Source organism: Pseudomonas sp. S32, from assembly GCF_016648095.1.
Classification (GTDB): Bacteria; Pseudomonadota; Gammaproteobacteria; order Pseudomonadales; family Pseudomonadaceae; genus Aquipseudomonas; species Aquipseudomonas parafulva.
This window is the reverse complement of the sequence record NZ_JACVVF010000008.1, coordinates 1-13,421: the sequence shown is the minus strand read 5'-3', so window position 1 is coordinate 13,421 and position 13,421 is coordinate 1. Positions and strand designations below refer to the sequence as shown.

At 62.8% G+C, this 13,421-nt stretch carries 14 protein-coding genes; 5 read left to right on the top strand and 9 right to left on the bottom strand.

Features of this window, described 5'->3' with window-relative positions:
- Positions 1-201: 201 nt before the first annotated feature.
- Genes IAE38_RS06350 through glyQ form a run of 4 tightly spaced genes read right to left on the bottom strand, consistent with a single transcriptional unit; the run spans position 202 to position 4,566 of the window.
- Positions 202-990, bottom strand: a complete 789-nt coding sequence (locus IAE38_RS06350; protein WP_201162491.1) for a lysophospholipid acyltransferase family protein — start codon at positions 988-990, stop codon at positions 202-204.
- Positions 991-1,036: 46 nt separating this feature from the next.
- On the bottom strand, positions 1,037-1,564 hold the full coding sequence (gene gmhB / locus IAE38_RS06345; RefSeq protein ID WP_028633185.1) for a D-glycero-beta-D-manno-heptose 1,7-bisphosphate 7-phosphatase: 528 nt from the start codon (positions 1,562-1,564) through the stop codon (positions 1,037-1,039).
- A 3-nt stretch (positions 1,565-1,567) separates the two neighbouring features.
- Positions 1,568-3,622, bottom strand: a complete 2,055-nt coding sequence (glyS, locus tag IAE38_RS06340) for a glycine--tRNA ligase subunit beta (protein WP_201216629.1) — start codon at positions 3,620-3,622, stop codon at positions 1,568-1,570.
- Positions 3,619-4,566, bottom strand: a complete 948-nt coding sequence (gene glyQ, locus IAE38_RS06335) for a glycine--tRNA ligase subunit alpha (RefSeq protein WP_028633183.1) — start codon at positions 4,564-4,566, stop codon at positions 3,619-3,621. The genes glyS and glyQ overlap by 4 nt, the downstream gene beginning before the upstream one ends.
- Positions 4,567-4,649: 83 nt before the next feature.
- Between glyQ and IAE38_RS06330 the strand changes: the two genes are divergently transcribed.
- Positions 4,650-5,201, top strand: a complete 552-nt coding sequence (locus IAE38_RS06330; RefSeq protein WP_201216627.1) for a DNA-3-methyladenine glycosylase I — start codon at positions 4,650-4,652, stop codon at positions 5,199-5,201.
- Positions 5,202-5,242: 41 nt separating this feature from the next.
- Positions 5,243-6,130 carry a lysophospholipid acyltransferase gene (locus IAE38_RS06325; protein ID WP_028633181.1) on the top strand — a complete coding sequence of 296 codons (888 nt, stop codon included), beginning with the start codon at positions 5,243-5,245 and terminating at the stop codon, positions 6,128-6,130.
- A 105-nt stretch (positions 6,131-6,235) separates the two neighbouring features.
- On the opposite strand, the gene IAE38_RS06320 is transcribed toward IAE38_RS06325, so the two are convergent.
- The 5 genes from IAE38_RS06320 to def are packed head-to-tail and all read right to left on the bottom strand — an operon-like array spanning position 6,236 to position 10,764.
- The gene (locus IAE38_RS06320; protein ID WP_201216625.1) at positions 6,236-6,550 is read right to left on the bottom strand and encodes a tetratricopeptide repeat protein; all 315 of its coding nucleotides are present in this window, start codon (positions 6,548-6,550) and stop codon (positions 6,236-6,238) included.
- A gap of 11 nt (positions 6,551-6,561) precedes the next feature.
- Positions 6,562-7,935, bottom strand: coding sequence for a Trk system potassium transporter TrkA (trkA, locus tag IAE38_RS06315; protein ID WP_060480975.1), 1,374 nt, complete (start codon positions 7,933-7,935; stop codon positions 6,562-6,564).
- A 23-nt stretch (positions 7,936-7,958) separates the two neighbouring features.
- Complete coding sequence (gene rsmB / locus IAE38_RS06310; protein WP_201216623.1) at positions 7,959-9,269, bottom strand: 16S rRNA (cytosine(967)-C(5))-methyltransferase RsmB; 1,311 nt, start codon at positions 9,267-9,269, stop codon at positions 7,959-7,961.
- Complete coding sequence (gene fmt, locus IAE38_RS06305) at positions 9,266-10,198, bottom strand: methionyl-tRNA formyltransferase (RefSeq protein WP_028633177.1); 933 nt, start codon at positions 10,196-10,198, stop codon at positions 9,266-9,268. Before fmt ends, rsmB begins: the two co-directional genes overlap by 4 nt.
- Positions 10,199-10,257: 59 nt before the next feature.
- On the bottom strand, positions 10,258-10,764 hold the full coding sequence (gene def / locus IAE38_RS06300) for a peptide deformylase (protein ID WP_201216620.1): 507 nt from the start codon (positions 10,762-10,764) through the stop codon (positions 10,258-10,260).
- Positions 10,765-10,970: 206 nt separating this feature from the next.
- Here def and dprA point away from each other — a divergent pair, with 206 nt between their 5' ends.
- From dprA to IAE38_RS06285, 3 genes are all read left to right on the top strand, one after another.
- On the top strand, positions 10,971-12,068 hold the full coding sequence (gene dprA, locus IAE38_RS06295; protein WP_201216618.1) for a DNA-processing protein DprA: 1,098 nt from the start codon (positions 10,971-10,973) through the stop codon (positions 12,066-12,068).
- Positions 12,069-12,110: 42 nt separating this feature from the next.
- Positions 12,111-12,668: an L-threonylcarbamoyladenylate synthase gene (locus IAE38_RS06290; RefSeq protein ID WP_028633174.1), complete on the top strand. Its 558-nt coding sequence runs from the start codon at positions 12,111-12,113 to the stop codon at positions 12,666-12,668.
- Positions 12,669-13,024: 356 nt separating this feature from the next.
- Complete coding sequence (locus IAE38_RS06285; protein WP_060480979.1) at positions 13,025-13,330, top strand: hypothetical protein; 306 nt, start codon at positions 13,025-13,027, stop codon at positions 13,328-13,330.
- Positions 13,331-13,421: the final 91 nt, after the last annotated feature.

The window sequence follows — 13,421 nt, the reverse complement described above, 5'->3', positions numbered from 1 at the left end:
TGACCACACTAAATGGGGCTGCAGCGCAGCCCCTGTCACCTCAGACTGGCTCAGGACCTAACGGCCAGTTTTTTTATGCCCTAAAAAAACTTATGCACGATTTTCCCGAAAAAACCATACAAGGAAATATGTAGCTAATTCAGCAGGTTATGTTCGATTTGCTGCAATTGATCCATAAATTGCACACATGTTATCCACAGATCAGGAGGCACTATTTACCTGAGCGTTTTCCTCAACAGGCGGCAGCGATCCCAGCGCCCGTTGCGTCGCTTCGTTCCAGGCAGCGGCGCGGTCGTTCAGCTCCGCAATGGCTCGCGGGCCCGTGCCGTTGGCATACATGGGCTCGCCAATCACCACCTCGATGGTGCCAGCACGTTTGCCCCAGCCTGTCTTGGGCCAGTATTTACCTGCGTTGTGGGCAATCGGCAGTACCGGCAACCCAGCATTGACTGCCAAGGCTGTACCTCCCCGGGAGAATTTGCCGACGGTGCCAAACGGCACACGCGTACCCTCCGGGAAAATCAGCACCCAGGTTTTCTGCTTGAGCAATTCATCGCCTTTGCTGGCGACCTGCCGCAACGCTTCCTTGGGGTTGTCGCGGTTGATTGCGATGGGCCTAAGCATGGCCATGGCCCAGCCAAAGAACGGCACGTACAACAGCTCGCGCTTGAGCACCTGGCTCAGGGGCGAAAAATACTGGGACAGGAAAAACGTCTCCCAGGTGCTCTGGTGGTTCGACAGGATCACGCAGGGCACAGCCGGCACGTTCTCGGCGCCTGTGATCTTGTAATCGATACCAACCATCACGCGGGCGAGGAACACCGCGCAGCGGCACCAATACACGTTGATGAACCGGTAGCGCTTGGGGAACGACAGAAACGGCGCGATGAAGAAGCTCAGCGAGCACCACAGCAACGAACTGGTGCCCAGCAGCAGGTAAAAAAGAAAGACTCTGATCGCCTGCAGGATCGACATAGTGGTTTGTACCATTGCGGGGCCTGCCCGCTGCATGAAAATGCGCCTGGCGGCGCACTGTTTAGATTAGTTCTCTGGCGATAGCCGCCAGGTCGTCGAAAATCAAAGTGGATTCTGGAACGCCCTTCGCCAGGGTTCGTTCACCTTTGCCGGTTTTCACCAGCACAGGTTGGGCACCCACGGCCAGCGCGGCCTGAAGGTCACCGGTGCTGTCGCCAACGAACCACACGCCCTGAAGGTCGGCCTTGTAGTGGCTGGCGATGGCCCGCAGCATGCCCGGCCTGGGTTTGCGGCAGTCGCAACCCTCGTCGGGCCCGTGCGGGCAATAAACAATGTGGCCCACCCCGCCACCCTGCTCGGCCACCAGCGCGCGCAGGCGCGCGTGCATGGCCTCGAGGGTGGCGACGGTGTAATAGCCACGGGCGATACCGGACTGGTTGGTGGCCACGGCCACCGTCCAGCCCGCCTTGCTCAGCTGCGCGATCGCCTCGATCGAGCCTGGGATGGGTACCCACTCGTCCAGCGTCTTGATGTAGGCGTCGGAGTCATGGTTGATCACCCCGTCACGATCGAGTATCAGCAGCTTCACGGCTTACCCCAGCAGCGAAATATCAGCCACGCCCAGGAACAGACCGCGCAGGCGGCTGAGCAGGGCATATCGGTTGGCACGCACCTTGGCATCTTCGGCATTCACCATGACCGCCTCGAAGAAGGCGTCGACCGGATCACGCAGGGCCGCCAGGCGGGCCAGCGACTCGCTGTACTGGCGCGCTGCAGCCATCGGTTGCACGGCCTGGTCGGCCTGCTGGATGGCCGAGTACAGGGAGAACTCGTTGGCGTTGTCGAAGTACTTGGGCTCGACCTGTTCGGCGATGGCGCCTTCGGCCTTGCTCAGCAGGTTCGACACACGCTTGTTGACGGCAGCCAGTGCTTCGGCTTCGGGCAACTTGCGGAACGCCTGCACGGCTTGGACACGCTGGTCGAAGTCCAGGGCCGAACCTGGCTGCAGGGCGCGTACCGAGAGGTAAGTGGCAACATCGATGCCTTCATCTTCGTAGCGCGCACGCAGGCGGTCGAAGATGAATTCCAGTACCTGTTCGGCCAGCCCGGCAGTTTTGACCTTGGCGCCGTACTGCTTGACCGCGAACTGCACTGCACCGGTCAGGTCCAGGTCCAGCTGTTTCTCGATCAGAATACGCAGCACACCCAGCGCTGCACGGCGCAGGGCGTACGGGTCTTTGCTGCCGGTGGGCAGCATGCCGATACCGAAGATACCCACCAGCGTGTCGAGCTTGTCGGCGATGGCCACGGCAGCACCGGTGAGGGTCTGCGGCAGCTCGGCACCCGCGCCGCGGGGCATGTACTGCTCGTTCAGCGCCAAGGCGACGTCTTGTGGCTCACCGTCGTTGAGTGCGTAGTAGTAGCCGGCAACGCCCTGCATCTCGGGGAACTCGCCGACCATTTCGGTGGCCAGGTCGCACTTGGACAGCAGCCCGGCACGGCCAGCGCGCAGGGCATCGCCACCGATCAGCGGGGCAATGAAAGCTGCCAGTTTGGAAACGCGCTCAGCCTTGTCGTAGACCGTACCCAGCTGGGCCTGGAATACCACGTTCTTGAGGCGTTCGTTGAAGGTTTCCAGCGGCTGCTTCTTGTCTTGCTTGAAGAAGAACTCAGCGTCGGTCAGGCGTGGGCGGACCACTTTTTCGTTACCCTGCACGATCTGCTTGGGGTCACGGCTCTCGACGTTGGCCACGGTGATGAAGCGCGGCAGCAACTTGCCTTCGCTGTCCAGCAGGCAGAAATACTTCTGGTTGTCCTGCATGGTGGTAATCAGTGCTTCCTGTGGCACTTCGAGGAAGCGTTCCTCGAACGAGCACACCAGTGGCACAGGCCACTCGACCAGCGCGGTCACTTCGTCCAGCAGCGCCGGCGGCACGATGGCAGTACCTTCCTGCTGCATGGCCAATTCGGCGGTGCGCTTGGCGATCAGGTCGCGACGCTCGGCGAAGTCTGCCAGCACATGGGCCTTGCGCAGGTCTTCGACGTAGTTGGCCGGGGCAGTGATGGCGACGTTTTCCGGGTGATGGAAGCGGTGGCCACGGGAATCACGGCCGGCTTTTTGCGACAGGATGGTGCAGTCGACCACCTGATCGCCCAGCAGCATCACCAGCCACTGGGTGGGGCGCACGAACTCTTCACGGCTTGCCGCCCAGCGCATGCGCTTGGGAATGGGCAGGTCGTTGAGCGAATCTTCGACGATGGTCGGCAGCAGGCCTGCGGTCGCCTTGCCCGGGATGTGCTGGGAGAAGCGCAGTTTCGGGCCGCTCTGGTCGATATCGGCCAGCTCCACGCCGCACTTCTTGGCAAAGCCCAGGGCGGCCTGGGTAGGTTCGCCTTCGGCGTTGAACGCTGCCTGCAGGGGCGGGCCGTCGATGTTGATGCTGCGGTCGGGCTGCTGCACGTCCAGCTGGCGAATCAGCACGGCCAGGCGGCGCGGCGCGGCGTACATGGACTTGCCGGTGTAGTTCAGGCCGGCGGCCTGCAGGCCCTTTTCGATGCCTGCCAGAAACGCCTCGCCCAGGCTGGCGAGGGCCTTGGGTGGCAGCTCTTCGGTGCCCAGTTCTACCAGGAAATCTTGAGCACTCATTGTGCAGCCTCCAGCTTAGCCAACACTTCGTCACGCAGTTCAGGGGTGGCCATCGGGAAGCCCAGGCGTGCGCGGGCTTGCAGATAGCTTTGCGCCACGTCCCGGGCCAGGGTACGCACACGCAGGATGTAGCGCTGGCGCTCGGTCACCGAGATGGCGCGGCGGGCGTCCAGCAGGTTGAAGGTGTGAGAAGCCTTCAGCACCATTTCGTAGGTCGGCAGCGGCAGCTCCAGCTTGATCAGGCGGTTGGCTTCGCTTTCGTAGAAATCGAACAGCTCGAACAGTTTTTCCACATTGGCGTGTTCGAAGTTGTAGGTGGACTGCTCCACTTCGTTCTGGTGGAACACGTCGCCGTAGCTGACCTTGCCGAACGGGCCGTCGGCCCAGACCAGGTCGTACACCGAATCCACACCCTGGATGTACATGGCCAGGCGCTCGAGGCCGTAGGTGATTTCACCGGTAACCGGGTAGCACTCGATGCCGCCTACCTGCTGGAAGTAGGTGAACTGGGTGACTTCCATGCCGTTGAGCCAGATTTCCCAGCCCAGGCCCCAGGCGCCGAGGGTTGGCGATTCCCAGTTGTCCTCGACGAAGCGGATGTCGTGCACCAGCGGGTCCAGGCCGATGGCTTTCAGCGAGCCGAGGTACAGCTCCTGGAAGTTGGCCGGGTTTGGCTTGAGCACTACCTGGAACTGGTAGTAGTGCTGCAGGCGGTTGGGGTTCTCGCCATACCGCCCGTCGGCAGGGCGACGGCTAGGCTGCACGTAGGCGGCGTTCCAGGTTTCTGGGCCGATGGCGCGCAGGAACGTGGCGGTGTGGAAAGTGCCGGCGCCTACTTCCATATCGTAGGGCTGAAGCACCACACAACCTTGCTCGGCCCAGTAGTTCTGCAGGGCGAGGATCAGGTCTTGGAAGGTACGCACGGCTGGCGTAGGCTGGCTCACGAAATTCACCTGTATCTGGGGATGCGGATGTAAAGAGCGGGAGTATAACCTGATTCGCCTCGCCCTCTACTCATTGGAGCCTTATGCCACGCTGCTTTTGGTGTACCGACGACCCGTTGTACCAGGCTTACCACGACCAGGAATGGGGGACACCCCAGCGTGACCCGGCGTTGCTCTTCGAGATGCTTTTGCTCGAAGGGTTCCAGGCTGGCCTTTCGTGGATCACCGTGCTGCGCAAGCGCGAGCGTTACCGCGAGGTGCTGTATGGCTTCGACCCGGTGAAACTGGCGGCCATGGACGACGACCGCATCGACGTACTGATGCAGGACGCCGGCATCATTCGTAACCGCCTCAAGCTCAAGGCCGCCCGGCGCAACGCTCAGGCCTGGCTGGCTGTGGATAACCCCGGCCAATGGCTATGGTCGTTCGTGGGCGGTGAACCGAAAATCAACCATTTCACCGGGCGCAGCGACATACCTGCCGTGACCGAGGAAGCCAAAGCGATGAGCAAGGCGCTACAGAAAGCCGGCTTCACGTTTGTCGGGTCCACCATCTGTTACGCCTTCATGCAGGCCACCGGCATGGTCATGGACCATACCACCGACTGTGATCGCTACCCCGCCTTGTGCCGCTGAAGGGTTACAATGCGCGCCTTGCTGAAATAAGGAATTAGCCTGTGGAAAAGTTCAAGGGCGCCCTGATGGTCGGGGTGCTGCGCCTGTTCGCCAAGCTGCCCTGGGGCGCCGTGCAGCGCGTGGGCGCTGGTATCGGCTGGCTGATGTGGAAAGTGCCCAACGGTTCGCGCAACGTGGTGCGCATCAACCTGGCCAAATGCTTCCCGGAAATGGACCCGGTTGCCCGTGAGCAACTGGTTGGCCAGGCACTGCGTGACATCGGCAAGTCCTTCGTCGAAAGCGCCTGTGCGTGGATCTGGCCACCGCAGCGCTCCCTGGACCTGGTGAAAGAAGTGCATGGCCTGGAAGTACTGCAGCAGGCCCTGGCTTCGGGCAAAGGGGTGGTTGGCATCACCAGCCATCTGGGCAACTGGGAGGTGCTCAACCACTTCTATTGCAACCAGTGCAAACCGATCATTTTCTACCGCCCGCCCAAGCTCAAGGCGGTGGACGACCTGCTGCGCGAGCAACGGGTGCAGATGGGCAACCGCGTGGCGCCGTCAACCAAGGAAGGCATCCTGAGCGTGATCAAGGAAGTGCGCCGTGGCGGCCAGGTAGGCATCCCGGCCGACCCGGAGCCTGCGGAATCGGCAGGCGTGTTCGTGCCGTTTCTCGGCACCCAGGCGCTGACCAGCAAGTTTGTGCCGAACATGCTGGCCGGCGGCAAGGCGGTGGGGGTGTTCCTGCATGCGCTGCGCCTGCCTGACGGCTCGGGCTTCAAGGTATTCCTGGAGGCAGCCCCGCAGGACATGTACAGCACCGATGTGAACGTGTCGGCGGCGGCGATGAGCAAGGTGGTGGAGCGTTATGTGCGCGAGTACCCCAGCCAGTACATGTGGAGCATGAAGCGCTTCAAGAAGCGCCCGGAAGGCGAACCGCGCTGGTATTGAGCCAGCCTGCTATAGCCGATATCTAGTGGGAGCGGGTTTACCCGCGAATGCAATGTTGGCTTTACCGACGCATTCGCGGGTGAACCCGCTCCCACTGGGGCCGCGTTAACCCGCTGCTTTATCGAGTTTCTTCAGGAACACCGTCATCTCTTTCTCGGCCTGCTTGTCCCCATGGGCCTGTGCCGCCACCATCCCGTCCTCCCAGGCCTTGCGCGCCGCCGGCAGGTCGCCCTGCAACTGGTACGCCTTGCCCAGCAGCTTCCAGGCTGCGGAGTACTTCGGGTCCTGCTGCACACACCGCGCCAGGTGAACGGACGCTTCAGCGCCGTTGCCTTCATCCAGCCAGGCCTTGCCCAGGCCAAACCTCAGCAGCGGGTTATCCACACCCTTGGCCAGCATCTTTTCCAGTGACTCACGCATGCGCCCTGCTCCTAGAAGAAACTCAAGCCGACGTGGAACAGCTTCTCCACATCGCGAATATGCTTTTTATCCACAACGAACAGGATCACATGGTCCCCGGACTCGATCACCGTCGCGTCATGGGCAATGAGCACGCCTTCGTCACGGATGATGGCGCCAATGGTGGTACCGGGCGGCAGGTCGATGGCTTCGATGGCCTTGCCAACCACCTTGCTCGATTTGGAATCACCATGGGCCACCGCCTCGATGGCCTCGGCAGCGCCACGGCGCAGGGAGTGTACGCTGACGATGTCGCCCCGGCGCACATGGGCCAGCAAGGTGCCGATGGTGGCCAGCTGCGGGCTGATGGCGATGTCGATTTCACCGCCCTGCACCAAGTCGACGTAGGCCGGGTTGTTGATGATGGTCATCACCTTGCGCGCGCCCAGGCGCTTGGCCAGCAGCGACGACATGATGTTGGCTTCGTCGTCGTTGGTCAGGGCCAGGAAAATATCCGCATCGGCGATGTTTTCTTCCAGCATCAGGTCTTTGTCAGAGGCGCTGCCCTGTAGCACCACGGTACTTTCCAGGTTGTCGGACAGGTACCGGCAGCGGGCCGGGTTCATCTCGATGATCTTTACCTGGTAACGGCTTTCGATGGCCTCGGCCAGGCGCTCGCCAATCTGCCCGCCGCCCGCAATGACCACGCGTTTGTTGGTTTCATCGATACGTCGCAGCTCGCCCATCACGGCGCGAATGTCTTTTTTCGCGGCAATGAAGAACACCTCGTCGTCGGCCTCGATCACCGTATCGCCTCGCGGTGTGATCGGCCGGTCGCGGCGGAAGATGGCCGCCACCCGGGTGTCGACGCTGGGCATGTGGGCGCGAATCTGGCGCAGTTGCTGGCCTACCAGCGGCCCGCCGTAGTAGGCCTTCACTGCCACTAACTGCGCTTTGCCTTCAGCGAAGTCGATCACCTGCAGGGAGCCCGGGTGCTCGATCAGGCGCTTGATGTAGTTGGTAACCACCTGTTCGGGGCTGATCAGCACATCCACCGGGATGTGGTCGTTGTCGAACAGCTCCTCGCGGGTGAGGTAAGCCGTTTCACGCACCCGGGCGATCTTGGTGGGGGTGTGGAACAGCGAGTAGGCCACCTGGCACGCCACCATGTTGGTTTCGTCGCTGTTGGTGACCGCCACCAGCATGTCGGCATCGTCGGCGCCAGCCTGGCGCAGCACCGTGGGCAGCGAGCCGCGGCCCTGTACGGTGCGGATGTCCAGGCGGTCGCCCAGGTCGCGCAGGCGGTCACCGTCGGTGTCCACCACGGTGATGTCGTTGGCCTCGCTGGCCAGGTGCTCGGCCAGGGTACCGCCTACCTGGCCAGCGCCGAGGATGATGATCTTCATCCGCTACTCCCTACCCGTTGTGCTTAACCGCGCGCGGCGGCGATCTTGATCAGCTTGGCATAGTAGAAGCCATCGTGGCCGCCTTCCTGGGCCAGCAACTGGCGGCCGTGTGGCTGGCGCAGGCCGGCTTCGGTGGCCAGGTCCAGCTCGCGGGCACCCGGGGTACGCGCCAGGAAGGCGTCGATTACCTCGGTGTTCTCGGTCGGCAAGCTGGAGCAGGTGGCGTACAACAGCATGCCCCCCACTTCCAGGGTGGGCCACAAGGCGTCGAGCAGCTCGCCTTGCAAGGCGGCCAACGCCGGAATGTCATCGGCCTGGCGGGTGAGCTTGATGTCCGGGTGGCGGCGGATCACGCCGGTGGCCGAGCACGGTGCATCCAGCAAGATGCGCTGGAACAGCTTGCCGTCCCACCAACTGGCCGTGTCGCGGGCATCGCAGGCGATCAGCTCGGCCTGAAGTTGCAGGCGCTCGAGGTTTTCTCGCACGCGCGTCAGGCGCTTGGCTTCCAGATCGACGGCTACCACGTGGCCCAGCCCGGCCTCGGCTTCCAGCAGGTGGCACGTCTTGCCGCCCGGGGCGCAGCAGGCATCGAGCACGCGCTGGCCTGGGGCCAGTTCCAGCAGGTCGGCGGCCAGCTGTGCAGCTTCGTCCTGTACGCTCACCCAGCCCTCGGCGAAGCCTGGCAGGCTGCGCACGTCGCACGCTTCGGCCAGCACGATACCGTCACGGCTGTACACGCAAGGGCTGGCGCTGATGCCAGCTTCACCCAGCAATGCCAGGTACGCGTCGCGGCTGTGGTGGCGGCGGTTGGCCCGCAGGATCATCGGCGGGTGGGCGTTGTTGGCGGCGCAGATGGCCTCCCATTGCTCAGGCCAGAAGGCCTTCAGGGCCTTTTGCAACCAGCGCGGGTGCGCGGTACGCACCACCGGGTCGCGCTGCATGTCAGCCAGCAGTGCTTCACCTTCGCGCTGTGCCCGGCGCAGCACGGCATTGAGCAGTGCCTTGGCCCAAGGCTTTTTCAGCTTGTCGGCGCAGCCAACGGTTTCGCCAATGGCCGCGTGGGCGGGAATACGGGTATGGAACAGCTGATACAGGCCCACCAGCAACAGGGCCTGCACATCGGCATCGGCGGCCTTGAAGGGCTTTTGCAGCAACTGGGCGGCCAGCAGTTCCAGCCTGGGCTGCCAGCGTGCAGTGCCGAATGCCAGGTCCTGAGTCAGCCCGCGATCGCGCTCATCCACCTTGTCCAGCTGGGCCGGCAGTGAGCTGTTGAGCGAAGCCTTGCCGCTGAGTACAGCGGCCAGCGCACGGGCGGCGGCGAGGCGAGGGTTCATTGGCCCAGCACCTTGCCGGCGGCGAACTTCTCGCGGCGGCTGTTGAACAGGTCGCTGAAGTTCAAGGCCTTGCCACCCGGCAGCTGCACGCGGGTCAGGCTCAGGGCCTGGTCACCGCACGCAACGACGAGGCCATCCTTGCTGGCGGACAGGATCTCGCCCGGGTTGCCCTGGCCTGTGGATAAATTGGCGGCCAGCACCTTGAGGCTTTCACCATCCAGGGTGCTGTGGCACACCGGCCAAGGGTTGAACGCGCGCACCAGGCGCTCCAGCTCGACGGCTGGGCGGTGCCAGTCGATACGCGCTTCGTCCTTGTTCAGCTTGTGCGCGTAGGTGGCCTGTGCATCGTTCTGCACTTCACCCTGCAGCGAACCGTCGGCCAGCCCGGCAATGGCCTGAATCACGGCAGGCGGGCCCATCTCGGCCAGTCGGTCATGCAAGCTGCCGCCGGTGTCTTCAGGGCTGATCGGGGTGGCGACCTTCAGCAGCATTGGCCCGGTGTCCAGGCCGGCCTCCATGCGCATCACGGTCACGCCGCTTTCGGCATCGCCGGCTTCCACGGCGCGCTGGATTGGCGCTGCACCGCGCCAGCGTGGCAGCAGCGAGGCGTGGCTATTGATGCAGCCCAGGCGCGGAATATCGAGCACGGCCTGCGGCAGGATCAGGCCATAGGCAACCACTACCATCAGGTCGGGCTTCAGTGCCGCCAGCTCGGCCTGGGCCTCGGCATTGCGCAGCGTCGGCGGCTGGAACACCGGGATGTCATGGGCCACGGCCAGCGCCTTCACCGCGCTGGGCATCAGTTTCTGCCCACGGCCTGCAGGGCGGTCAGGTTGGGTGTAGACGGCCACGATCTCGTACGGGCTGTCGAGCAGGGCCTTGAGGTGTTCGGCAGCAAACTCGGGAGTGCCTGCAAAGACGATGCGCATGGAGTTCTCGCTTCAAAAAGAAAAAGGCTTGCCGGAGCAAGCCTTCTGCAAGGTGGGGGTCAGGCCTGCTGGCGGTGCTGTTTTTCGAGCTTTTTCTTGATCCGGTCGCGCTTGAGCTGCGACAGGTAGTCGACGAACAGCTTGCCGTTGAGGTGATCGAATTCATGCTGTACGCAGACCGCCAGCAGGCCTTCGCACTCCAGCTCGAACGGTTTGCCGTCCCGGTCCTGCGCCTTGATGCGCACCCGCAGCGGGCGGTCGACGTTCTCGTAGAAGCCCGGGACCGACAGGCAGCCTTCCTGGTACTGGCCCATGTCGTCGGTCAGTTCTTCGACCGACGGGTTGATGAAGACGCGCGGTTCGCTACGGTCTTCGCTGAGGTCCATCACCACCACCTGCTGGTGCACGTTGACCTGGGTGGCAGCCAGGCCGATGCCAGGGGCTTTGTACATGGTTTCAAACATGTCATCGATCAGCTGGCGCAGGGCGTCGTCGAACGCCGTCACCGGTTTGGCGATGGTGCGCAGGCGCGGGTCCGGGAATTCGAGAATGTTCAGAATGGCCATAAGGTCAGGCAGTCACTGTGCGTTTGGTTGAAAACTGAGCACACATAATAAAGGGAAACGCGGATTTCGGCACCTGGCAAGCTCGACTAGGGTGACTATTGGCTCGATAGCCCCCAGCCAATGGACAGCTTTTCAAAGTATTACCCACAGAGTTATCCACAGGTTGTGGTGGGTAGATAACCTGATTCAGATCAAGGACGATCCCTATGCCAGTTTGCCATTCTCCGCTCTGCCCACCCGCCGAGCTCGAGGCGCGTTTGCGCCTGCATCGCTTGCCCGACACAGGGCTGCGCCGCTTCAAAACCCTGCTCGACGCATTCGGCAGCGCCTCCTGCGCCTTGAGTGCGCCGGGCTCTGCCTGGCGCTCACTGGGCATCCCCCAAGCCAGCATCGACGCCAGGCGCAGCGCCGAGGTGCGCGAGGGCGCACATGCCGCAATGGCCTGGCTGGAGCGGCCTGGGCAGCATTTGCTGATGTGGGATGGCGACGGTTATCCGCCGCTGTTGGCCGAAATCGACGATGCCCCGCCGCTGCTTTTTGTCGCTGGAAACCCATGTTTGCTCGGCCGCCCACAGCTGGCGATTGTGGGCAGCCGCCGTGCCACGCCCCCTGCTGTGGATACGGCGGGGGCCTTTTCCAGGTACCTGGCGCAGGCAGGTTTTGTGATTACCAGCGGGTTGGCCGTTGGCATCGACGGTGCCGCTCATCGGGCTGCGTTGCAGGCCGGGGGCGCCACTATCGGGGTACTGGGCACGGGCTTGCAAAAACTTTATCCACAGCGGCACGTACAGTTGGCACAGGCGATGATTGAGGGCGGCAGTGCACTGGTTTCTGAGTACCCCCTGGACGCCGGGCCGCAGCCCAGCAACTTTCCCCGTCGCAACCGCATCATCAGCGGTTTGTCGTTGGGGGTACTGGTGGTGGAGGCCAGCCTGGCCAGTGGCTCGCTGATCACTGCCCGCCTTGCCGCGGAACAGGGGCGGGAGGTGTACGCCATACCGGGGTCGATTCACCACCCCGGTGCCAAGGGCTGCCATCAGCTGATTCGCGACGGCGCGCTGTTGGTGGAGAATGTGGAGCAGATCATGGACAGCCTCAATGGCTGGCAGAACCTGCCACCGGCAGTGACGAACGCATTTGACCACCCGCTGCTGGCATTGCTGCACGCCGCCCCGCAAACCACCGAAAGCCTGGCCCATTGCAGCGAGCAGGCCCTGGCCGATGTGCTGGCGCAGCTTACCGAACTGGAGCTGCAGGGGCGGGTCAGCAATCAAGCCGGGCGTTGGTTTGCCCGCGTGGGCTAAGTACACTGCTCGCAAGCAAGGTTCCTAGGTGGAGAAACATCAATGGTGAGCAGTTTTCGTGTGCAACAAGCCGCACGTGAGATCCGGGCGGGCGCAGTGATCGCCTACCCGACGGAGGCGGTCTGGGGCCTGGGCTGCGACCCGTGGAACGAGGACGCGGTGTATCGCCTGCTGGCGCTCAAGTCACGGCCTGTGGATAAAGGGCTGATCCTGATCGCTGACAACATCCGCCAGTTCGATTTTCTGTTCGAAGACTTTCCTGAAGACTGGATTGACCGAATGGCCAGTACCTGGCCTGGGCCCAACACCTGGCTGGTGCCCCATCAGGACCTGCTACCCGAGTGGGTGACGGGCCAGCACGACACCGTTGCCCTGCGGGTCAGCGACCACCCGGTAGTGCGTGAATTGTGCGCGTTGGTCGGGCCTTTTATCTCCACTTCCTGCAACCCTGGCGGGCGCCCCGCCGCGAAAACCCGGTTGCGGGTGGAGCAGTATTTCCACGGCCAGCTGGACCTGGTGCTGGGTGGTGCGTTGGGGGGGCGGAAGAACCCGAGTGTGATTCGTAATCTGGCGACCGGGGAAGTTGTTCGGCCAGGGTGATGCCGGAGGTGCCCGGTTTGATGGTGTTTTCGCCTGTGAGATCGATCGTCAGGGTTTTCTGATTCTTACCCAAATGGCTGTCCGGCTAGCCATTTAGGAAATACCCTACGACCCGCGTCCCCTGCCATCACCTTTTCAGTGGGAACCGTCACCCATAGGCTTCAGCCGTCGCCGAATAACTTGGCGATCGGGTGTGGTAACCCGGATGTACCTGGGGCGTCACAGCTATGGCAGCTGTGCGCGGGAGGCGTCATGCCTGCCGGGATCGCTCTAGCCCGGTTTACCACCTCGCGTACAGCTGCCGCCTTAACCATGTGGTAATGGCTTGGCGCCAGCTTCATCGTCTGGAGCAAACCATGAAGAAGATTGTCCCCGATCCACCCCTCCCCTGCACCTCCACCCACGCATTTGGCCGCTGCGACGCCGGCCATGACCACCTCTTCACCGTAAACCCCAATATCTCTGCCGAAGACGCCTTGGTTCATGTAGCCCTGTACCTGCGCGGCGCCTATGAAACCGGCTACAAAGCCTTGGATTACCTGCGCGAAGAGGGCCGAGGCCTGTTCTGGGCGAACCTGCATGCGATTGAAATGGCAGAGGGAGTAATCGAGGCGATCCTCGATGGCATCGAGTCGCCGACGGGTTTACGAGAGAGGGAGTGAGGGCATACAGGTGCACGCCTTGATGATGGTTTCGCCTGTAAGACCGAGCGCCGCCCGCGCGGCGCATCGCGAGCTTTGCTCGCTCCTACGT